Genomic DNA, 21,606 nt, shown 5'->3' with positions numbered 1-21,606 from the left:
CTGATCGTTTTATCGGATAGGAGGAAAGCCAAGGCGCCGGCAAAAGCCGGCGCACCCCGCCATTTTCACAGACCGGCGCTCGATCCGGTCAACGGCTCGCCAGATTCAGTTCGGCGCCGGGTTTCCAGCCGGCATCGGAGGGGTTCGTGCGCACCGCGCCGAGGAACAGGCGTTCACTCGGCAACTGCTTGGCCAGCAGGTAATCGCGGACCACGGCGCCGCGTTCGACGGCGAGCTGACGAATGGTCTCTTCGTTCACGGTGATGCCGGCGAGCAACAGGTCTTCCATTTGCGGCACCGGCAGGTCTTTGGCAAGCCCGATCATATTCCGAGGCTTGGTGATGTCGGCGCGCTTGTAGACCGCGGCGAGCAAAACCGGGTACTCGGCATCGGTCAAGGGCGGCACGTCGGCGGCGTCCTCGCCCGCCCGGGCGGCCGCGCGGCGCTTCTCGGCCTGCAGCATCTGGCGCAGGCGCTGGCGTTTGGCCGCATCGCGCTCCTGCGCGAGGCCGGCGGTGCCGACCACGGTGAGCTGCAGCGCCGGCCGGTCGGTCAGCGCCTTGGCGACCTTGTCCAGGTTTTCCTTGGCCGCGGGCGACAGCGCCGCGCTGCCGGCATCGAAGGCGATGGAGCTGGCTTCGCCGGACCCGCCACCGCCGAAGCCGCCGGTCAGCAGGCCGAAGGGCGCGGTCACGGCCTTGACGATCAGGTTGCCGATGGCCTTGAAGATCAGCGAACCGATGCTGAACTGCGGATCGTTGAGCGAGCCGCTGATCGGCAGGTCGACGTCGATCACGCCGTTGCGGTCGGACAGCAGCGCCACGGCCAGCCGCACCGGCAGGCTGTTGGGCGCGCCCTTCACTTCCTCGCCGAACTGCAGCTGGTTGAGCACCAGCTTGTTGGCGGCCGTGAGGCGGCCCTCGGGCGTGATCTTGTAGTTGACGTCCATGCTCAGCTTGCCGCGCTCGATGCCGTGGCCGGCGTAGCGCACCGAGTACGGGGTCAGCGGCGCCAGGTCGAGGTCGCGCATCTTGGCCGTGATGTCGAGCTCCAGCGGCTTGACAAGCGGGTTGATCTTGCCGGCGATCTCCAGCGCCGCGGTCTGCTGCGCCTTACCGCGCAATTCGAGATCGGCCAGCCCGGCCTTGTCGGAGGCGAAGGCGCTGAGCTTGCCGGTCAGCTCGCTGAGGTCGGCCGAGTAGTTGGGCTTGACGAACAGGTCGGTGAAGTCGATCTTGCCGTTGACCAGGCTCATCGGGCCGAAGCGGATCAGCGGCGCCGGGCCGCCCGCGTCTCCCTCGGCTGTGGGAACGGCCGCCGTCGTGACGGTGACGCCACCGGTCTTGCGCTGCGTCGCGGCCACGGCTTCGGGCGCGGCCGCCACCTTGGCAGCGGCGGCGTCGGCGTCCTGCTGCGACTTCTTCGTCAGGTTCTGCAGGTTCAGCCGGCCCGTGGGATCGACGATCACGCGGGCGAAGAAATCGGTCAGCGTGGTCTCGCGCACGTCGACCGACAGCGGCGCCTTAGGCACCATCGCCACCTGCAGGCCGCGCAGGCTCAGCGCCTTCCAGCTCAGCAGTTGGTTGTTGCTGCGTTCCAGGCCGGGCGAATCGGACTGGGTCAGCGAGGCGCTGTTGGCGCGGAAATCCTCGACCGCGGTGTCGCCCGCCAGCTGCAGGTTCATGCCCGCCGGCTGCGTGGCGTAGCGCACCGTGCCGCGGTAGCTGGCGAAGGCGCGGCGGATGTCGATGTTGAGCGCGTCGGCGTAGTAGGCCTTGAAGGCATGGGCCGGGAAGGCGCTGACCTCGAGCCGGCCTTCGGCCGACAGCGGCTGCAGCACCACGTTGCCTTTGTAGTCGAAGCGACCCGGATCGGCCCGGCCGGCGCCGATGCGGCCCGACAGCTGCACCGGCGAGACGGTCGCGGTGTTGGGCTGGACCTTCTGCACATTGAGCTTCAAGGCCGTGATCTCGACCGCGACCGGCGCCGAGCCGGCCTTGTCGGCGTAAGAGACCGCACCGCCGTCGACGGCCAGCGTGCCGATGCTCAGGCGCCAGGGCTGGGTGTTGGCGCCCGGCTGCGGCGTCGATGCCGCTTCCGGCTTGGGCGCGGCCACGCGGGCGCTGGCCTCCTTCGACCCTGCCGCCGGCGGCGTCTTGAGCCAGCGCTCGAACATCCAGCGCTTCTCGTTGTCGCGTTCGATGCGCAGCTTCGGATTGGTGGCGGTGAAGGAGGCGATGGCCAGCGTGTGCTGGGTCATGTCGGCCTCGGCATCGACCAGCTCGAAGCGGCCCACGCTCACCAGCGCCGTCTTGGCCTGGGTCAGGGCCAGGCCGTCGGCCGCGAGACGCCGGGCCTTGAACTTGAGCGCGGCGGGCGCGGCCCAAGCCACGTCGATCTGGCCGCTGAGCTTGCCGTCGAGCGTCGGTTCCAGGCTCTGCGCCAGGTAGGGTGCGGCCAGCGACAGGGGCAGCGCCGTGACTTCGGTTTGCACGGTCGCGACCTTGTCGGTGGCCTCGCCCGAGAACTTGAGCGCCGCGCCGGCCACCAGCGTCGAGCCGCTGAAACGGGTGGGCTTGTCCATCGGCCAGGCGATGCCGGTGGCCTCGATCGCGAGCTGGCTCACATCGACCGCGGCGGCCGGTTGGGTGGTCTCGTCGCGCCAGCCGATCTGGCCGCCGGTCAGCAGCACCTTGTCGACCTGCACGCGCAAGGGGTTCTTCTCGGCCGCCGGCGCGGCCGCGGCACCGCTGGCCGCGGCCTTGGGCGGCGCCACCTTCTGGGTCGCACCGGTCGCGGGATCGGTCGCCAGCAAATTCAATTGGCCGGCCGCATCGCGCGCCACCACCAGTTGCGGGCCGCTCAGCGCCACCTCGTCCAGGTGGATCACGCCGTCGAGCGGCCGCACGTCGGCCAGCCCCAGCTTGAGCGCATCGAAGCCCAGCAGCTCACGCCCCTTGGCGTCGGCCAGACGCGTCTTGTGGGCCTCGACCGTGCCCGTGATCTTGAGGCCCGTGGCAGCCGCGCGTTCGAAGTCGATCTTCAGGTCGGCGTCGAGGGTGCCGGCCTTGAGCTGCACCGGCAGGCCGGCCGGGATGTAGCCGAGGTACGGCGCAAGGTCCAGGTCCTTGAAGCGCAGCTGCGCATCGGTCTTGCGGCTCTCGGCAAATGGCGTGGAGAAGGCGGCCGAATCGAAGGCGCTGCCGTTGAGCGTGAAGGCCAGCTTGGGCTCGGTCTTGATGTCGCGCTTCGAGTCCAGGTTGCTCAGGAAGGGCACCTTGAGCTCCAGGTCGCGCAGTTCGTGCTTGCGGCCGACGGTGCGGTCGTCGAAGTCCACGCTGCCGCCGGACACGCTGATGTTGTAGACCGCGAAACGCGCCGGATCGCTGGCGGGCTTGGCCGGTTCGCTCGCCAGCTTGGCGAGGATGTCGTCGATGTCGTACTTGCCGTCGGCCAGGTGCGTGAGATGCACTTCCGGCGCTTCGACGCTGACCGCATCGATCACCGGCGCCAGCCGCAGCAGTGACTGCAGTTCGGCATCCGCATAGATGCGGCGGATCGCCAACTGCGGCTGGCTGCCGTCAGCCGAGGCGATGCGCAAATCGTTCAGCGCCAGCTCGAGCGTCCACGGCTTGAAATCGATCTTGCCGACCGTTACCTGGCGTCCCAGTTTCTCGCTCGCGATCTTCTGCAACTGGCTCTTGGCGAGGGGCGGCACCGCCAGCCAGGCCACGGCCCAGAGCACCAACACCGCCAACACCGCGACGCCGAACCGTCGCACCCATTTGTTCTGTTTCAACGAAGCGGCATTGATCATCGCGCGAGTGTGCCGCAATTGATTGGCGGCCGTGACGCACGCACATCCTGAAACAGCGTGTACGAAGCGCCGGCGCGCAGCATGTCGCACTTCGCGCGCCGAATGCGGCGCTCCAAAGAGAAAGCCCGGTGCATGACCGAGTCACGCACCGGGCTCGATGGCGGGCACAAGACCCATGCCATCTGGGCGCTCGGGCGGAAGTTGAATGGTTCCGCCGTCGCTGGCAGCAAGAGATTGCCGCCGTTGTTGCCTTCGTCGCCGGACCGTTGGGCTTGCACCGGATGTCCGGGATGTCGGCGATGCCCGATCACCGATCGGACCGCGTCAGATTAGGCCTTCCCGGCGCGTCAGGCAACACCGTTTGTCCATCGCCTACCACGCGAAATAAGCCGAAAGTCAGCGTTCCTTTCAATCATGAAAGAATAACGATCGATATCTTTATGCTTGACCCGGTATTTGGCCACTCCTAGAATCCGCCGTCGCCCCGCGCCCCCTACCGCCGCGCCGGGCCTTCTCTCTTTCCGCCGCCGAACCTGCTTCGGCTCATCAGGCTGTAGCGCACTTCCCTCCTCGCGCTCACCTGGTACGTACCAATCCAAGCGCTGTCGTTTGAATTCTCCGCCGCCCCCCAGGGCCCAGAGCTTTCAGGCGCCGCACAGAAAGGAAAACGATGAACAAGGCGTTGGAGGCCACAGCCCGCGGGCTACGGACATTCGGGTCCGACGTGGTCGACGGCTTTTTCGAGATCACGCACAACGGCTTCGCCCTGCTGGGCCTGGCCACGGTGTTCGTGGTGCTCGCATTGATGGCCCGGCCGGACTTGCGCGAAAGCGGCGAAGTCCACCTCATGAGCTGGCTGGAGTCGCGCAAGCCGGCACCGGAAGCCACGGCGCTCGAGCCGAACGCGATCGACCGCACGACCGCGGCCAGCCCCAAGGACCTGCCCAAGCAGCAGGCCGCGGTGGCCTTCTGGCTGAGCAAGAAGTACCGCGTCGCGGCCGAGCCGCTGAGCGTGCTGGTGGCCGAGGCCTACCAGCTGGGCCAGCGCACCAAGCTCGATCCCACGCTGATCCTCGCGATCATGGCGGTCGAGTCCAGCTTCAACCCCTTCGCGCAGAGCCAGGTCGGCGCGCAGGGCCTGATGCAGGTCATGACCCGGGTGCACGTCGACAAGTACGAAAGCGCGGGCGGCACGCTCACCGCCTTCGACCCGATCACCAACATGCGCGTCGGCGTCAAGGTGCTGCAGGAATGCATCGCCCGCGCCGGCTCGCTGGAAGCCGGCCTGCGCTACTACGTGGGCGCGGCCAACCTCGACGACGACGGCGGCTACACCGGCAAGGTGATGGCCGAACACGAACGGCTGCGCCTGGTGGCCGACGGCCGCTCGCTGCCGGTGACGCCGCCCGCGGCCACCCGCACCCAGCCGATCCCGATCGTGGCGCCGGCCCCGGCCGCCAAGCCCGAGGTCGCGCCGCCGCAGAAGGTGGCGCTGCTCGCGGCCTCCTGATCGGCCCTGCGCCGACGCGGCCCGGCGACGCTGGGCTACACTCGCGAGGTACGCGACTGGCGATAGGTGCCATCCCTCTTCTTGCTGCGGATGGCGCTGACGTGGAATACCACTGGGAAGCGTGCCGCCCGGCCTCCGGGCGATCAGCCGTTCGCCTGGGCAGCCCTTGTTGTTTCATCTCAGAAGAACAGACAAGGACCACCGTCTTCAAAGGACTGCCATGTACCACCGCGACATCCTGGTCGAACAGACCGACCCCGAAATCTGGGCTGCGATCCAAGCCGAGAACGCACGCCAGGAACACCACATCGAACTGATCGCCAGCGAGAACTACGCCTCGCCGGCCGTGATGCAGGCCCAGGGCTCGCAGCTCACCAACAAATACGCCGAAGGCTACCCGGGCAAGCGCTACTACGGCGGTTGCGAGCATGTGGACGTGGCCGAGCAGCTGGCCATCGACCGCGTCAAGCAGATCTTCGGCGCCGACGCCGCCAACGTGCAGCCCCATTGCGGCGCCTCGGCCAACGAAGCCGTGATGCTGGCCTTCCTCAAGCCCGGCGACACCATCATGGGCATGAGCCTGGCCGAAGGCGGCCACCTGACCCACGGCATGCCGCTGAACATGAGCGGCAAGTGGTTCAACGTGGTGAGCTACGGCCTGGACGCCAACGAAGCCATCGACTACGACGCGATGGAGCGCAAGGCGCACGAGCACAAGCCCAAGCTGATCATCGCGGGCGCCTCGGCCTACTCGCTGCACATCGACTTCGAACGCTTCGCCAAGGTGGCCAAGGACGTCGGCGCGATCTTCATGGTCGACATCGCCCACTACGCCGGCCTGGTGGCCGCGGGCGTGTACCCCAACCCGGTGCCGCATGCCGACATAGTGACCTCGACCACGCACAAGAGCCTGCGCGGCCCGCGCGGCGGCATCATCCTGATGAAGTCGCAGCACGAGAAGGCGATCAACAGCGCGATCTTCCCCGGCCTGCAGGGCGGCCCCCTGATGCACGTGATCGCCGCCAAGGCGGTCGCGTTCAAGGAAGCCATGACGCCCGAGTTCAAGGCCTACCAGCAACAGGTGGTGAAGAACGCCAAGATCGTGGCCGACACGCTGACCGAGCGCGGCCTGCGCATCGTGAGCGGACGCACCGAAAGCCACGTGATGCTGGTCGACCTGCGCGCCAAGGGCATCACCGGCAAGGAAGCCGAAGCGGTGCTGGGCGCGGCCCACATGACGATCAACAAGAACGCGATCCCCAACGATCCCGAGAAGCCGATGGTGACCAGCGGCGTGCGCATCGGCACGCCGGCCATGACCACGCGCGGCTTCAAGGACGAGGAAGCGCGCCTGACGGCCAACCTGGTGGCGGACGTGCTCGAGAACCCGCGCGATGCGGCGAACATCGATGCCGTGCGCGCCAAGGTGCATGCGCTGACGAGCCGGTTCCCGGTCTACCGTTGAGCTGTTCCGCCTAGGCCGCCCGCAGCATGAAGTGTCCGTTCTGCGGCCATGCCGAGACCCAGGTCGTCGAGACCCGGGTCTCGGAAGACGGCGACTTCGTGCGCCGCCGTCGCCAGTGCGGCGACTGCGACAAGCGCTTCACCACCTACGAGCGGCCGGACGTCAACTTCCCGGTCGTGGTCAAGAAGGACGGCAGCCGCGCCGACTTCGACTCCAAGAAGGTGCGCGCCTCGATGATGCTGGCGCTGCGCAAGCGGCCGGTGAGCATCGAGCAGATCGACGGCGCGCTGCTGCGCATCGACCAGCGCCTGCTGTCCAGCGGCCTGCGCGAGATCGACTCGACCAAGGTCGGCGAACTGGTGATGCGCGAACTCAAGAAGCTCGACAAGGTGGCCTACGTGCGCTTCGCCTCGGTCTACCGCAGCTTCGAGGACGTGGACGAGTTCCGGCAACTGCTGCGGGACATCTGAGTCCTCGTTCTCAGCGCTGGCTGCCGCAGCGCCCCAGGCCGCAATCGCCGGCCTTGTCGGGGTCGCACAGCTTGGGCCGGCCCGACGCCGGGATCACGATCGAACGGCGCCGCCCGGTGTCGGCTCGGAGGGTCAGGCAGCCCAGCGCGTTGATGCCCTTGCTGCCGCCGGCGAAGCCGTTGGCGTCGTAGCGGACCGCGCGATCGAAGCCGTTGCCCAGCGTGTCGACCGTCACGCCTTCGCGCAGGGGCTCGAAGCGCCGCAGGCTTGTGGTCTCGCCGCCCTGCAGGACCTGCACCTGCCAGCCGCTGCCCCAGTCGCGCTCCAGCGGCACCACGCTGACGCTCTGCGAGCGCCGGAGCGCTTCGACGCGCGCCAGGCTCAAGGCGGCGAGGAAGTCGCCGGTGCCGGCCGCCAGCCGCTGGTTGAGCAGCAGGCCGCGAAAACCGGGGACGGCCAGCATCGCCAGCACGGCGAGCAGCGCCAGCACCACCAGCAGTTCCACCAGCGTGAAGCCCCCGCCGCCGCGCGCGGACCTCGTCATGGCCAGCACGCCCGTGGCGCTGCCGTGCCGTTGCAGCCCTTCTCGCCCCGGCTGTCCAGCCAGAGCGAGCGGACCTGCGGATCGGAAAAGCCGCTCCGCAGCGAAGCCTGCAGCCGGATGCAGCGTCGTGCATCGGACGCTCCCTCGCAGGCATCGAGCGTCAGCGTGTACCGGCCGGTGCCCGTGCCCAGGCCCGAGTCGCTGGCGAAGACCGTGTCGCGGTAGCGCGCGCGCTGGGTGTAGAAACGTTCCTGCTGCTGCATCTCCTGCATCAGCGCGGCGCGCGCCTCGGCGCGCCAGCCCTTGCGCAACGCGTCGAGGTAGGAGGGATAGGCGATCGCCGCCAAGATGGCGAGGACGACCAGGGCGATCATCAGTTCCATCAGCGTGAAGCCCCGGCTCGGGGCCGAGCTGCAGCGCCTCATGGCTTCAGCTCCTTGAAGTCGAGCACCCGGCGCCAGTTCAGGCGCCCTGCCACGCGGCTGACCTTGTCGCCGGCGAGCGGCCGGTCGATGGACACGCCCGGGCCGTTGCCCGTCCCGGTGCCGATGCTGACGACCTCGAGCTTGCGCGTGTCGGTGCGGCGCCCGAAGGCGTCGGTCCGGCTGAAGGCGCCATCGCCCGCCTGCAGCACCAGCGGCGCGCCGGGCATGCCGACCGTCGAGGGGATGCAGGTCGGGCCCTCCGACAGGCCGGTCATCGCATTCACCGCGCAGCTGTGGCCGCCACCGCCCGTGCCGCAGGCATCGGGGTGCGGGATCAGCGTGTTGAAGAACAGGTAGCCGTCGCTCAGCACCATGCGGGACACCTGGCGCTCGCCGCGCGCCTCGGCGTCCGGCAGGTCGAAGTACCAGCCGCGCCGCGAGCCGCCGCCCGCTGCGTAGGGACCGAAGGCGAAGGCATCGCCCGTGACCGTGAAGCGCGTGCCTTCGGCCGCCACGCGGCGGCCCTGCAGCTGCGTGCGGGCGCCGTCGTCCGGCAGCGGCGACCCGCTGTCGTGCACCGCATAGATGGACTGCACGGCGCGGCTGCCCAGGTCCTCGGGCGCCACGAACTGGCCGGTGCCGAACAGCAGGATCGCCCCGCCGTCGGGCCCTCGGCCGACCTCCGGCGCGACGGTGATGGGCTGGCGCCGGCCCGCCGCGTCCCGCGTGACCATCAGCGGCGCGCCGGCGAAGGCCAGCGCGTTGGCGGCCGTCCAGGGCGCGTCCCGTGTGAAGTCGAACTTCCATACGTTGCCCTGGATGTCGCCGGCGTAGAGCGTCCGGGTGGCGCCGTCCGCGCCCACCTGGTCGCCGACCGGGCCGAGGGCATTGGGCAGCGTGCGCTCGGCCGGCGGCGGCAGCACGATCTTGTGGTAGTTGCGCCCCAGGGCCCAGGACTCGCCGGGCGCCTTGTCGAGCGCCAGCAGGAACAGCGCGCCGGCCCCGCGCGGATGGCCGTTGTTGAAGCCCGAAGGCACCACCGCGAACCATCGGTAGGCGGCCGGGCGGCCCTGCTGCGCCGCCGCTGTGCGCAGGCGCAGCAAGCGCGGCGCCTGGGTCACGTGGCCGATGTCGGCATCGTCCGCGTCGGTGAATTCCCAGCGCACCTGCGACGCGGAGAACTGCTCGGGCCTGCTCACGTCGAGCGCGAACACGCCGCGCGCGCCGCCGCCCAGGCCCGACACCAGCATCGTCCGCCAGGTGCCATCGGCACCCTGGACCTCGCCTGCGGCCGGACTGCCATCGACGAAAGGCTGGTGCACATAGGCGGGCGAGGTGTAGGCCGCGAGCCTGGCCGACACCGCGCGCGGCACATAGGCGAAGAGCTCGCTGCCGTCGTCGGCCGCGAAGGCGTGCAGCATGCCGTCGTTGGCGCCGACGTACACCACGGCCCGGCGCGCCCGGTGCGCGGCCAGGAAGTCCGCATAGCCCGGCCCCTGCAGCGCGGCACTGGGCGGGCCGACCCACAGCGGTGTGGCGTTGACGACGTCGCCCATCACCGAGCCGCGCGTGCGGAAGACGCCGCCAGCGCCCTCGGCCTCGCGGCTGCGCTCGCCGCGCAGGTAGGCGACCCGGGCCTCGCCCAGGCCGTCGGCCTCGCCGTCGGGCGCGAACGGCGCCCGGTCCAGGGCCGCGGCCAGCACGGCGTCGCTGCGCAGTTCGCGCCACAGGAACTCGACGCCCTGCCCGCTGCCGCGCTGGGTGAAGATGCGCCGGCTCGCGGGATCGCGGGGTGCCAGCGGCGGCACCGCGGCCGGATTGCCGCTGAGGCGCTCGCCCGCGTCCCAGAGGGGCGTCGCGCCCCGGCTCACCCCGCCCTGGTCCGCGTCGTAGCGCAAGGGATAGGCCAGCAGCGAGCCCGACCACTGGCTGCTGTCGAGCTGCGGCACGTAGAGCTGCGTGCCGCCGCGCGTCACGCGCTCGCTGGCCGCGGCACCGCCCGCGGTGCTGCCGCTCGCGGCGGCGGCGTCGCGGAAGATCCCGCGGATCGCCGCGATCAAAGCCTGCGGCTGGCTCGCGAGGAAGTAGCTCGCCGGCTTCGGGAAACCGTCGTCGTCCACGCCCGCGGCCCACTCCGCGTTCGACACCACCTCGTCGCCGCCCGCGCCGCGGACCGTGACGAAGGGGTTGCCGTCGTCGTTGCGGTCGTCGAAGCCGCCGTACTTGGCCGCCAGGTAGGCGGCGCTGCCCCGCTGGGCCTGGCGCAGCGTGCCGTCGCCGCGCTCGTCGACGTCGATGGTGTAGGTTTTCACGCGCAGCGCCGGATGGTCGTCGCGGATGCGCTGGGTGCGCGCCCAGTAGGCCAGCCCCGCCCAGGCCAGCGAACCGGCGTCGGCGCCCGTGGCGAGCGTGGCCATGTTGCGCGCGCCGATGGGCGTGCCGCTGCGGAAGGCGAAGGCGCGCGGGCCGCCCGCGTTGCCGCGCGTGCGCAGGCCGGCCTTGCCCGAGGGGTGGGTGTAGGCCAGCGACTCGTCGTTCTCGAAGGCGCCGACGATGCGGCTCCACTGGGCGGCGTCGGGCTCCAGGTGGGCGGGATCGGGGGCGCGGAAGCCGCCCGGCCAACCGTCGAGCCCGTCGTTGCGCAGGCCCGGCAGCGACTGGTCGTGGTGTGTGTAGAGGTCGCCGATGGCCAGCACGTGGTTGCGCTGGCAGCCCTCGACCACCGGATCCCAGCGCGCGCGTTCGCCCAGGCCCCAGTGGCGGGTCTGGTTGTAGACCGGGAAGCCGTCCTTCATGGCCGGCGTCAGGCCCGCCGTGGCCTGGGGCGACGGCGGCCGTCCCTGCAGGTAGCGCAGCGACTCGTAGTACAGCTCGCCGACCGGGTCCAGCCCCTTGTAGCTGCCGGCCACCGGCCCGGTGCGCCCGAACTGGTTGAGGTAGTTCAGCACGCCGCTCAGGCCCTCCTCCGCGGCCAGCGGGTTGCGCACGAGCACGCCGGTCCGGGCATCCCATTCGGCCGCCTCGTTGGCGATATTCTCGAAGCGGGCCCCCTGCCCGCTCGGGCCGGCGAACTTCATCGGCACGCGCAGCACGCCGCCGTAGCGCGCATTGCGGTTGTCCATCAGGTAGCCGAAGGCGGCGAAGCGCATCCGGTCGGCGTACGTCTGGATGGCGCCGACGGGTTTGGCATGGCCGCTGGGATAGGCGAAGCAGAGATCGCTGCGCCTCGCGCCCTCGGCCCCGCCGCAGACCTGCACCCGCGCCAGGTATGGCGCCGGGCCGCCCGGCCCGTAGGCCTGGTTGGCGCCGGGCGCGCCGCACTGGCCGGTGCTCGCGCTGCCGACGAACAGCAGGTTGCGGCAACTGGCGATGCGCAGGCTGCCGCCGGCCTTCACCTGGCCGCGCGCCACCAGCGGCGTGAGCCGGTCGAGCTGCCCGCTGAGCGTGCGGGCCGGGAAGTAGCGGGCCGAGTTGTAAAAATCGTCGCGCAGCACGGCCCGCTGCAGCACGGTCGAACTGGCGGTGTCGACCACCCGGTCACCGCCGGTCATCGCATAGCGCAGCATGTCGATGGCCGAGGAGGCGGCCCAGTTGAGCATGTTGCCGCTCCACTGGTCGGCGCAGGCGATGCCTTCGCCGTCCTGGCGTGCGTCGGCGCTGCGCCGGAAATAGCCGTCGGCCACGGCGTAGTCGTAGCAGCCCAGCGGGTCCCAGTAGCCGACGTAGGTGGTGCGGATGTCGAAGGCGCCGCGGTAGGCCGCGCCGGTGGTCGGGAATTCGACCGACAGGTCCAGCACCATGTTCGGCTTCACGCGCGCGGCGCGGGCGAACAAGGGCTCGGCGGCCAGCGCCACCTCGGGCGGGCGCAGCGGCGCCTCGGCCTGCGCGGCGCAGGCCAGGCCCACCCAGCAGGCCGGAAGAAGGTGTCGAAGAAGGCGCATCGGAAGCTCCCTGCTCATGGACAGCCGGGGCTGACCGTGGGTTTGTAGAGGGTGGTCTGCAGCATCACCTGCGTGCGCGGGTCGACGCCGTGGCCCACCGCGGTCACGCGGAACACATGGCCGAGGCTGCCGGCGTCCGCGCCCTGCAGCCGCCGGGGCTCCCAGCCGCCGTTGTGGCGCACCGCCTCGACGATGTAGCGCGGCAGGTGGGCCGGCACCGCGCCCCGGTCGTCGCCTGCCGCATAGGTCTGGCCGGTGAAATGCCCGTAGGGCACGGCGACGGCGCTGGCCGGCGACAGGTCGGCCGCGATCCAGGCGGGCGTCTCGCCCGGCGCGGCCGCGGCGCACAGGCCCAGCGCCCGGCCGCTGCCGCAGCCCGCGGCGAAGGCGGCGACGTCCTGAGGCTGGAACAGGCACAGGCGCGCGGCGGCGTCGGTGTTGGGCCCGAGCACGTCGCGCTCGGCATCGGCCAGCGCGGCCTCGGCGGCCTGCAGCGCGATCTCGGTGTCGCGGTCGCTGCGGACCATCGCCTCCTGGACCAGCGTCAGCCGCGCGGCCGCCACGCCCAGCAGGCTGACCACCCCCAGCAGGAGCAGCACCACGATCAGCGAGAAGCCGTGCGGCAGGCGACGCCGGGGCCGGTTCACGCCGGCGCCCGGATCACGTTGCGCAGCATCAGCGTGAAGGTGGTGCTCGCGCGGATGCGGCCGTCGGCGGGCGAGGCGAAGGACGCCTCGCCCGCGAACGCGGCGCCCAGCGGCATCAGGGCGTCGCGCGCGCCGGCCGTGTTCGCGATGTCGGCATGGACCCGTGCACCGCGCACCACCAGGCCCACGCGCACGGCGACGACCTTGCGCCATTCGACCGTCGACGCCACGCCGGCCGCCCGCGCGAGCTCGTCGATGGCCTGCGCATCGATCCAGCGCTCGGGTACGCTGTCGCCGTCGGCGTCGTGGCCGAACACCACCTTGAAGCGCTCCACGCCGCGCGCGATCGGCTGGGCGTGGAAGCGCTCCGAGGCGCCCGCGTCGACGGCGCGCCGCTTGCAGTACAGCTCGGGCTCGCCGTCGGCCGCGCGTGCCACGTAGAAGAAGCTCCAGGCACGTGCGTTCCCGCTCAGCGGCTGGCCGAGGCAGTCGATGGTGGTGGTGTCGACCGCCTCGCCGCCCGGCAGGTTGCGGCCGAAGAAACGCAGGCGCAGCGAATCGTTGGCGGCCGCGAGGTCGCTGCCATGGACGCCGGCGCTGTCGCCCGTGGCCGGGACGCTCGTGCGGGTGGCGCCGAACACCGGCAGGTCCGCGAGCCCCGCCGACGCCGCGGCCAGGGCCCCATCGCCGACGTCGATGGTGTAGTCGACGTAGCCGGCCTGCCGGACCACGTTCTGCAGCACGTAGCGCGCGTAACGCATCGTGTCTTGCACCTGCTGGACGTCGGCCTGGGTGTCCAACAGCTTGCGGGCCGCGAGAAAGGCCGTGCTCGCGGCGAGCACCAGCACCCCAGCGATGGCCAGCGCGACCATCAGCTCCACCAGCGTGACGCCACGCTGGCGGAAATCAGAAGCCGGCCGGCACATGGCCATCCTCCCCGCGACCGGGAACCACTTGCAGCACCAGCTGCGGCGCCCGCGCGCGGCCCTCGGCCTCTCCGCCGCGGCCGGTGCGCGGCGCCCAGCCCAGCTTCAGCGCGAGGGTGCGGCCGCTGCCGCTGCAGGCCCAGGCGTCTTCATCGCCCGACGCGAAGGCGTCGTCGAAGCAGACCACGAGCCGCGCCTCGGGCAGCGTGGCGCGCACGCGGCCGGCCCATTCGTGAATGTCCCAGGCGGCCAGCTGCGCGGCGGTGCAGGCACTGTCGCCCACGCAGGCCGGCTCGGCGTCGGGAACGGCATCGTCGGCGCCGAGCGCGAGGAGGTAGGGATTCGCCGCATGGTTGCGCGCCGCCAACTGCGGCTGGTTGCGCAGCTTTTCCGACAGGTCGCGCGCCAGGTCGACCGCCGTGCCGAAGGCGGCCGATTCGTTGGCGCTGCGCAGCGAGCCCAGCAACAGGCCCGCCGTGCCCAGCAGCCCCACGCCGAGCACGATCACCGAGACCAGCACCTCGAGCAGGGAAAAGCCCGCGGCCGGACGCCTGGAACACGCCATGTCTTGATGCCTCCCTGAAGGCCTGCGATCGGCGCCGGATGTGCCCCGTGCGTCCGTCGAAGTGCGAGCAGTCTAGGTTTGGCGTCCCGCGCATGGGCCGCCGTCCATCCCTCATGCGCGACCACTCGTATGATTCGCCGGCGCGCCGCGCGCCCTCGCCACACCCTGCCCATGCCCTCCTCCTCCCTCGACGCGCAACACATCGCGCATGCCCAGCGGCTGGCCTCCGACGCCCGCCTGCTGACCGATCCGAATCCGCGCGTCGGCTGCGTGCTGGTCGCGCCTTCCGGCGAAGTGATCGGCAGCGGCCACACCCAGCGCGCCGGCGGCCCGCACGCCGAGGTGATGGCGCTGCGCGACGCCGCGGCACGCGGGCTGTCGGTGGTCGGCGCCACGGCCTATGTGACGCTCGAACCCTGCGCCCACCATGGCCGCACCGGGCCCTGCTGCGATGCGCTGGTCGCGGCCGGCATCGGCCGTGTCGTGGCCTCGATCGCCGACCCGAACCCGCTGGTCGCGGGCCAGGGCTTCGCGCGGCTGCGCGCGGCCGGCGTGGCGGTCGAGGTCGGGCCCGAGGCCGAGGCGACGCGCGAGCTCAACATCGGCTTCTTCAGCCGAATGGTCCGAAAGACGCCCTGGGTCCGGCTCAAGACCGCGGCCTCGCTCGACGGCAAGACCGCCCTGTCGAACGGCGTGAGCCAATGGATCACCTCGGCCGAGGCCCGCGCCGACGGCCATGCCTGGCGGGCCCGCGCCAGCGCCGTGCTGACCGGTGTGGGCACGGTGATCGACGACGACCCGCGCCTCGACGTGCGGCTGGTCGAGACGCCGCGCCAGCCGCATCTGGTGATCGTCGACAGCCGCCTGCAGACCCCGCCCGGCGCCAGGCTGTTCGACGTACCCGAGCGCCAGGTCTGGATCTACGCCGCACAGCCCGATGCCGACCGGGCCGCGGCCTTGACGGCGCGCGGCGCGACCATCGTCTCCTTGCCCAATGCCGACGGCAAGGTCGACCTGGGCGCGATGCTGCACGACCTGGCGCGGCGCGAAGTCAACGAACTGCACGTCGAGGCCGGCCACAAGCTCAACGGCTCGCTGCTGCGCGAAGGCTGGGTCGACGAGCTGCTGGTCTACCTGGCGCCCAAGCTGATCGGCGAGGGCCTCGAGATGGCCAGCCAGCCCTTCGCGGGCGGGCCGCTGACCGCCCTGACCGGCGCCCTGCCGCTCGAATTTCGCTCTGTGGAACGCTTCGGGCCCGACCTGCGCATCCTGGCCCGCGTCGCCGGCCGGGACGCTTTCTGAGGCCGAATCGCCCCGTTGGAGGCGCCCGCCGCCGAAGCCCCGCGTTCTCTGCGAAAATGCGGGGATGTTCACCGGCATCATCACCGGCGTGGGGCGCATCGCCGCCGTACGCAACCTCGGAAGCTCCTCCTCGCACGGCAAGCGCCTCAGCATTGCCACGCCGCCCGGCTACCTCGATGACGTCGGCCTCGGCGACAGCATCGCGCTCAATGGCGCCTGCATGACCGTGACCTCGCTCGATTCGGCCCAGCAACAGTTCACCATCGACATCTCCGTCGAATCGCTGGACAAGACGGCCGGCCTGGCCGAAGAGAACGCGCAGCTTAACCTCGAGAAGGCGCTGCGCGCCAACGACCGCCTGGGCGGCCACATCGTGTCGGGCCATGTCGACGGCATCGGCACGGTGCGCCGCTTCGCGCCGGTCGGCGAGAGCTGGGAGCTGCGCGTGCTCGCGCCGCCGGCGCTGGCCCGCTTCCTGGCCTACAAGGGCTCGATCACCGTGAACGGCGTGAGCCTCACGGTCAACAGCGTGAGCGACGTGGCCGACGGCAGCGAGATCAGCATCAACCTGATCCCGCACACGGTGGAAAACACCTCGCTCGGAACCCTGCGCGAAGGCAGCCGCGTGAACCTCGAAATCGATACCGTCGCTCGCTATGTCGAGCGCATGCTCCAGGCCGGGATGCTTCCGGCCGCAACCTCCTGAACCGCACACGCCATGAACGCATCCGTCACCCCCATCGCGGCCCCTCGCACCGCGCGGGCGCCCGCCCCCATCTCCTCGGTCGAGGAGATCGTCGCCGACATAGCCGCCGGCCGCATGGTCATCCTGGTCGACGAGGAAGACCGTGAGAACGAGGGCGACATCGTGCTCGCGGCCGACCACGTGACGCCCGAAGCCATCAACTTCATGGCGCGCTACGCCCGCGGCCTGATCTGCCTCACGCTGTCGCGCGAGATGTGCGAGCGCCTCAACCTGCCGCCCATGGTGGCGCGCAATGGCGCACAGCACTCGACCGCGTTCACGGTCTCGATCGAAGCCGCCGAAGGCGTGACCACCGGCATCTCGGCGGCCGACCGCTCGCGCACCGTGCAGGCCGCGGTCGCGCGCAACGCCGTGGCGGCCGACCTGGTGCAGCCCGGCCACATCTTCCCGCTGCAGGCGGTCGACGGCGGCGTGCTGATGCGCGCCGGCCACACCGAAGCCGGCTGCGACTTCGCCACCATGGCCGGCTGCTCGCCCGCCTCGGTGATCTGCGAAGTGATGAACGAAGACGGCACGATGGCGCGCCTGCCCGACCTGCAGCTGTTCGCGGCCGAGCACGGCCTGAAGATCGGCACCATCGCCGCGCTGATCGAGCACCGCAGCCGCACCGAGACGCTGGTCCACAAGGTCGGCTGCCGCGAGATCGAGACCACCTGGGGCCGCTTCACCGCCCATGCATTCCAGGACAAGCCGAGCAACGGCGTGCACCTGGCACTGGTGCGCGGCAGTTGGGCCGCCGACGAGACCGTGGCCGTGCGCGTGCACGAGCCGCTGTCGGTGCTCGACGCGCTCGAGATCAACCGCTCGCTGCATTCCTGGAGCCTCGACGCCAGCCTGGCCTACATCGCGAAGCAGGACAAGGGCGTCGCGATCCTGCTGAACTGCGGTGAATCCGCGGCCGAGCTGCTGGCCCAGTTCGACGGCACCGCGCGTCCGGCGCAGGCGCCCGAGCGCGGCCGCATGGACCTGCGCAGCTACGGCGTGGGCGCGCAGATCCTGCGCGAATGCGGCGTGCACAAGATGCAACTGCTGGGCACGCCGCGCCGCATGCCCAGCATGGCCGCCGGCTACGGCATCGAAATCACCGGCTACATCCACAAGGACTGACACGTGCTTCACGCAAACAAGGGCGAGCCCATCGCGCTCGACGGAAAAGGCCTGCGCATCGGCATCGTGCAGGCGCGCTTCAACGAAGACATCACCGACGCACTGGCCGAAGCCTGCCTGGCCGAACTCGCCGCGCTCGGCGTGGCCGATGCCGACATCGACCACGTGCGCGTGCCCGGCGCGCTCGAGGTGCCGGTGGCGCTGCAGGCCATGGCCCGGCGCGGCGGCTACCACGCGCTGGTCGCGCTGGGCTGCATCATCCGCGGCGAGACTTACCACTTCGAACTCGTGGCGAACGAATCCGGCGCGAGCGTGAGCCGCATCGCACTCGACCACCACCTGCCTATCGCCAACGCGATCCTCACCACCGAAAACCTGGAACAAGCCGTGGCCCGCCAGACCGACAAGGGCCGCGATGCGGCACGCGTCGCCGTCGAAATGGCGCAGCTGCTGGCCAGCACCCTCTCATGACCGCAGACCTTCCTCCCGAACAAGACGCCAAGCCGCGCCAGGTGCGCACCGGCCTCACCAGCACGGGCGCACGCAAGGCCTCGGCCAAGTCCAACCGCAGCCGCTCGCGCGAATTCGCGCTGCAGGCGCTCTACCAGCACCTGGTGGGCCGCAACGACGCGACCGAGATCGACCACTTCACGCGCGACCTGGCGGGCTTCCACAAGGCCGACGCCGCGCACTACGACGCGCTGCTGCACGGCACGATCCGCGAGGAAGCCGAACTCGACGCCATGATCCAGCCGCTGCTGGACCGCAAGTTCGGCGAGATCTCGCCGATCGAACATGCGGTGATGTGGATCGGCGTCTACGAATTCCGCCACTGCCTCGACGTGCCATGGCGCGTGGTGCTCAACGAGTGCATCGAGCTGGCCAAGGAATTCGGCGGCACCGACGGCCACAAGTACGTGAACGCGGTGCTCAACGGCCTGGCGCCGACGCTGCGCAGCGTCGAGGTCGAAGCCGACCGCGCATCGGGGAAAGCGCGCGCATGAGGATCTCGAGCCGCGCGGAAAAGATCGAGCCTTTCTATGTGATGGAGGTGGCCAAGGCTGCCAGCGCGCTGGCGCGCGAGGTGGCCCACACCGACCGGCCGATGATCTTCCTGAACATCGGCGAGCCCGACTTCACCGCGCCGCCGCTGGTGCAGGAAGCCGCGGTGCGCGCGGTGCGCGCGGGCGCCACGCAGTACACGCAGGCCACCGGCCTGGAGCTGCTGCGCGAGCGCATCAGCGGCTGGTACCGCCAGCGCTTCGGCGTCGACGTGCCGGCCCGCCGCATCGTGATCACCGCCGGCGCCTCGGCCGCGCTGCAGCTGGCCTGCCTGGCGCTGATCGAGGCCGGCGACGAGATCCTGCTGCCCGACCCCAGCTACCCCTGCAACCGCCATTTCGTCACCGCCGCCGAGGGGCGTGCGGTGCTGGTGCCGACCACCGCGGCCGAGCGCTTCCAGCTCAGCGCGGCCAAGGTCGAGGCCGCCTGGACCGACAGGACGCGCGGCGTGCTGCTGGCCTCGCCCTCGAACCCGACCGGTACATCGATCGCGCCCGACGAGCTGCGCCGCATCCACGAGGTGGTGTCGCGCCGCGGCGGCATCACGCTGATCGACGAGATCTACCTGGGCCTGTCGCACGACGATGCCTTCGGCCAGACCGCACTGGCCATCGACGACCAGGTCATCAGCATCAACAGCTTCAGCAAGTACTTCAACATGACCGGCTGGCGGCTGGGCTGGCTGGTGGTGCCCGATGCGATCGTGCCCGCGGTCGAACGGCTGGCGCAGAACCTGTTCATCTGCGCGAGCACCGTGGCCCAGCACGCGGCCCTGGCCTGCTTCGAGCCCGAGAGCATCGCCGAATACGAACGCCGCCGCGCCGAGTTCAAGGCCCGGCGCGACTGGTTCATCCCGCAGCTCAACGCGCTCGGCCTCACGGTGCCGGTCGAACCCGACGGCGCCTTCTACGCCTGGGCCGACTGCACCGAGTTCGCGCGCAAGCTGGGCATCGAGGGCAGCTGGGACTTCGCCTTCGAGGTGATGAAGCGCGCCCACGTGGCGATCACGCCGGGCCGCGACTTCGGCACCGCCGAGACCGCGCGCTTCGTGCGCTTCTCGACCGCCAGCTCGATGGCGCACCTCGAAGAAGCGATCGCGCGGCTCAAGACGCTGGCCGGATGAGCTTCCAGTTCCCGATCCGAATCTACTGGGAGGACACCGATGCCGGCGGCATCGTGTTCTATGCCAACTACCTGAAGTTCATGGAACGCGCGCGCACCGAGTGGCTGCGCGACCTGGGCATCGAACAGCGCGCGCTGCGCGAACAGAGCGGCGGGATGTTCGTGGTGAGCGAGACCCAGCTCAAGTACCACCGGCCGGCGCGCCTCGACGACGAACTGCTTGTTACGGTCGAACTCCGGCAGACCGGCTCGGCGTCGGCCATAATCGCCCAGCGCGTGCTATCAAAAGAAGAGCAACCCTCTTTGCTGTGCGAAGGCACGATCCGCATCGGCTGGGTCGATGGCCTCACATTGCGCCCGGCACGCATTCCGGCCCATGTTGCGGGAACCCTCGAGCGCCATCGCGGCTCCATGTCTCAACCTCTCACGCCATGAACCAAGACCTCTCGATCCTCACCCTCCTGATCCATGCCAGCCTGCCCGTGCAACTCGTGGTGCTGTTGCTGGCCGGCATCTCGATCGCCAGCTGGGCGGCGATCTTCCGCAAGTTCTTCGCGCTCAAGCGCATGCGCGCCCTCAACGACGAGTTCGAGCGCGACTTCTGGTCGGGCACCAGCCTCAACGAACTCTTCGCCTCCGCGGCCCAGAACGCCAAGCTCGCGGGCCCGATGGAGCGCATCTTCGCCTCCGGCATGCGCGAGTACCAGAAGCTGCGCGAGCGCCATGTGGCCGACGCCGGCACGCTGCTCGACGGCGCGCGCCGCGCGATGCGGGCCAGCTTCCAGCGCGAGCTCGACGTGGCCGAGTCCAACCTGTCCTTCCTGGCCACGGTCGGCTCGGTATCGCCCTATGTGGGCCTGTTCGGCACGGTATGGGGGATCATGCATGCCTTCACCGGCCTGGCCGCGCTGACGCAGGTCACGCTGGCCACCGTCGCGCCCGGCATCGCCGAGGCGCTGGTCGCCACCGCCATCGGCCTGTTCGCCGCCATTCCCGCGGTGGTCGGCTACAACCGCTTCGCCCGCGAGATCGACAAGACCGCGATCGCGCTCGAGACCTTCATCGAAGAGTTCTCGAACATCCTGCAGCGCAACCTGTCGACCCAGCCGGCGCCCGCGAGCGCCGGCCGCTGAGCCCGCCGCCGAAAGGAAGCCGAGCCCATGCCCGCCACCTCCTCCCGCGGCCGCGGCCGCCGCACGATCAACGAGATCAACATGGTCCCGTTCATCGACGTCATGCTGGTGCTGCTGATCATCTTCATGGTGACCGCGCCGCTGATCACGCCGAGCGTGATCAACCTGCCCAGCGTCGATCGCGCCAACAAGCAGCCCGACAAGCCGATCGAGATCGTCATCAAGACCGATGACGAGATCCAGATCAAGAAGGACCCGTCCAGCGGCTCGGGCGGCAGCGCCATCCCGTTCACTCAGATCGGCAACGCCGTGAAGACCGCGCAGGGCGGCGACGCCGAGCGCCCGGTGGTCATCAGCGCCGACAAGTCGGTCAAGTACGAGACCGTGGTCAAGGCCATGAACCTGCTCAAGCGCGCGGGCGTCGAGCGGGTCGGCCTGTCGGTCACGACCACGGGCGCGAAGTAAGGCATGTCGCTCGCCGCTGACCGCCCCGAGTTCGCCCCCCCGCCGCAGCGCGGCACGCCGCGCGCCATCGCCTTCGCGCTGGCCGCGCACGCCGTGCTGATCGCCGCGCTGACCTGGGGCGTGCATTGGAAGCGCGATGCCGAGAGCGATGCCGTCGAGGCCGAGATCTGGTCGACCACGGTGCAGCAGCTGCGGCGGGGGGGCGAACTCGGGGCGGTCAGCGGCGAGCGACATGCCTTACTTCGCGCCCGTGGTCGTGACCGACAGGCCGACCCGCTCGACGCCCGCGCGCTTGAGCAGGTTCATGGCCTTGACCACGGTCTCGTACTTGACCGACTT

At 70.4% G+C, this 21,606-nt stretch carries 19 protein-coding genes, 2 pseudogenes and 1 riboswitch; of the genes and pseudogenes, 13 read left to right on the top strand and 8 right to left on the bottom strand.

Going from position 1 to position 21,606, the window contains the following annotated elements; genetic code table 11:
• Window positions 1-88: 88 nt before the first annotated feature.
• Window positions 89-3,817 (bottom strand): DUF748 domain-containing protein, encoded by a 3,729-nt coding sequence (locus A9977_RS14825; RefSeq protein WP_220811806.1) that lies wholly within the window; start codon window positions 3,815-3,817, stop codon window positions 89-91.
• Between the two features lie 670 nt (window positions 3,818-4,487).
• Between A9977_RS14825 and A9977_RS14820 the strand changes: the two genes are divergently transcribed.
• From A9977_RS14820 to nrdR, 3 genes are all read left to right on the top strand, one after another.
• Window positions 4,488-5,327 (top strand): lytic transglycosylase domain-containing protein, encoded by an 840-nt coding sequence (locus A9977_RS14820; RefSeq protein ID WP_183025627.1) that lies wholly within the window; start codon window positions 4,488-4,490, stop codon window positions 5,325-5,327.
• Window positions 5,328-5,369: 42 nt separating this feature from the next.
• Window positions 5,370-5,495: riboswitch (ZMP/ZTP riboswitch) on the top strand.
• 52 nt (window positions 5,496-5,547) lie between these two features.
• Entirely contained in the window at window positions 5,548-6,792 is a 1,245-nt protein-coding gene (glyA, locus tag A9977_RS14815) for a serine hydroxymethyltransferase (protein ID WP_183025626.1), read from the top strand.
• A 26-nt stretch (window positions 6,793-6,818) separates the two neighbouring features.
• Window positions 6,819-7,262: a transcriptional regulator NrdR gene (gene nrdR / locus A9977_RS14810; protein WP_183025625.1), complete on the top strand. Its 444-nt coding sequence runs from the start codon at window positions 6,819-6,821 to the stop codon at window positions 7,260-7,262.
• A 10-nt stretch (window positions 7,263-7,272) separates the two neighbouring features.
• Here nrdR and A9977_RS14805 read toward each other — a convergent pair whose 3' ends face one another.
• From A9977_RS14805 to pilV, 6 genes are read right to left on the bottom strand one after another with little or no spacing between them, the layout of a single operon-like run.
• The gene (locus tag A9977_RS14805) at window positions 7,273-7,806 is read right to left on the bottom strand and encodes a GspH/FimT family protein (RefSeq protein ID WP_183025624.1); all 534 of its coding nucleotides are present in this window, start codon (window positions 7,804-7,806) and stop codon (window positions 7,273-7,275) included.
• A complete protein-coding gene (locus A9977_RS14800; RefSeq protein ID WP_183025623.1) occupies window positions 7,803-8,231 on the bottom strand; it encodes a type IV pilin protein in 429 nt (142 codons plus the stop codon). The genes A9977_RS14805 and A9977_RS14800 overlap by 4 nt, the downstream gene beginning before the upstream one ends.
• Window positions 8,228-12,172, bottom strand: a complete 3,945-nt coding sequence (locus A9977_RS14795) for a pilus assembly protein (protein WP_183025622.1) — start codon at window positions 12,170-12,172, stop codon at window positions 8,228-8,230. The genes A9977_RS14800 and A9977_RS14795 overlap by 4 nt, the downstream gene beginning before the upstream one ends.
• A 14-nt stretch (window positions 12,173-12,186) precedes the next feature.
• Complete coding sequence (locus A9977_RS14790) at window positions 12,187-12,819, bottom strand: pilus assembly protein (protein WP_183025621.1); 633 nt, start codon at window positions 12,817-12,819, stop codon at window positions 12,187-12,189.
• Window positions 12,816-13,745 (bottom strand): PilW family protein, encoded by a 930-nt coding sequence (locus A9977_RS14785; protein ID WP_183025620.1) that lies wholly within the window; start codon window positions 13,743-13,745, stop codon window positions 12,816-12,818. The genes A9977_RS14790 and A9977_RS14785 overlap by 4 nt, the downstream gene beginning before the upstream one ends.
• Entirely contained in the window at window positions 13,726-14,310 is a 585-nt protein-coding gene (pilV, locus tag A9977_RS14780) for a type IV pilus modification protein PilV (RefSeq protein ID WP_183025619.1), read from the bottom strand. The genes A9977_RS14785 and pilV overlap by 20 nt, the downstream gene beginning before the upstream one ends.
• Before the next feature lie 171 nt (window positions 14,311-14,481).
• On the opposite strand from pilV, the gene ribD reads away from it, so the two are divergent.
• From ribD to A9977_RS14730, 10 genes and pseudogenes are all read left to right on the top strand, one after another.
• Window positions 14,482-15,612, top strand: coding sequence for a bifunctional diaminohydroxyphosphoribosylaminopyrimidine deaminase/5-amino-6-(5-phosphoribosylamino)uracil reductase RibD (gene ribD, locus A9977_RS14775; protein ID WP_183025618.1), 1,131 nt, complete (start codon window positions 14,482-14,484; stop codon window positions 15,610-15,612).
• A gap of 64 nt (window positions 15,613-15,676) precedes the next feature.
• The gene (locus A9977_RS14770; protein ID WP_183025617.1) at window positions 15,677-16,318 is read left to right on the top strand and encodes a riboflavin synthase; all 642 of its coding nucleotides are present in this window, start codon (window positions 15,677-15,679) and stop codon (window positions 16,316-16,318) included.
• A gap of 12 nt (window positions 16,319-16,330) precedes the next feature.
• Window positions 16,331-17,485, top strand: coding sequence for a bifunctional 3,4-dihydroxy-2-butanone-4-phosphate synthase/GTP cyclohydrolase II (ribBA, locus tag A9977_RS14765; RefSeq protein ID WP_183025616.1), 1,155 nt, complete (start codon window positions 16,331-16,333; stop codon window positions 17,483-17,485).
• A 3-nt stretch (window positions 17,486-17,488) separates the two neighbouring features.
• A complete protein-coding gene (gene ribH / locus A9977_RS14760) occupies window positions 17,489-17,956 on the top strand; it encodes a 6,7-dimethyl-8-ribityllumazine synthase (protein WP_183025615.1) in 468 nt (155 codons plus the stop codon).
• Complete coding sequence (gene nusB, locus A9977_RS14755; protein ID WP_183025614.1) at window positions 17,953-18,489, top strand: transcription antitermination factor NusB; 537 nt, start codon at window positions 17,953-17,955, stop codon at window positions 18,487-18,489. The genes ribH and nusB overlap by 4 nt, the downstream gene beginning before the upstream one ends.
• Window positions 18,486-19,670, top strand: a complete 1,185-nt coding sequence (locus A9977_RS14750) for a pyridoxal phosphate-dependent aminotransferase (RefSeq protein WP_183025613.1) — start codon at window positions 18,486-18,488, stop codon at window positions 19,668-19,670. The genes nusB and A9977_RS14750 overlap by 4 nt, the downstream gene beginning before the upstream one ends.
• Window positions 19,667-20,104, top strand: coding sequence for a tol-pal system-associated acyl-CoA thioesterase (gene ybgC, locus A9977_RS14745; protein WP_183025612.1), 438 nt, complete (start codon window positions 19,667-19,669; stop codon window positions 20,102-20,104). The genes A9977_RS14750 and ybgC overlap by 4 nt, the downstream gene beginning before the upstream one ends.
• Window positions 20,101-20,802 carry a protein TolQ gene (tolQ, locus tag A9977_RS14740; protein WP_183025611.1) on the top strand — a complete coding sequence of 234 codons (702 nt, stop codon included), beginning with the start codon at window positions 20,101-20,103 and terminating at the stop codon, window positions 20,800-20,802. Before ybgC ends, tolQ begins: the two co-directional genes overlap by 4 nt.
• 27 nt (window positions 20,803-20,829) lie before the next feature.
• Entirely contained in the window at window positions 20,830-21,267 is a 438-nt protein-coding gene (locus tag A9977_RS14735) for a biopolymer transporter ExbD (RefSeq protein WP_183025610.1), read from the top strand.
• Window positions 21,268-21,270: 3 nt separating this feature from the next.
• Window positions 21,271-21,456, top strand: a pseudogene (locus A9977_RS14730) (protein TolA); the annotation flags it as partial.
• A gap of 48 nt (window positions 21,457-21,504) precedes the next feature.
• On the opposite strand, the pseudogene A9977_RS34280 reads toward A9977_RS14730, so the two are convergent.
• A pseudogene (locus A9977_RS34280) lies at window positions 21,505-21,606 on the bottom strand (protein TolR); the annotation flags it as partial.

Source organism: Variovorax sp. UMC13, from assembly GCF_014170375.1.
Taxonomy (GTDB): Bacteria; Pseudomonadota; Gammaproteobacteria; order Burkholderiales; family Burkholderiaceae_C; genus Variovorax.
This window is presented reverse-complemented; position numbering and strand designations above follow the sequence as displayed.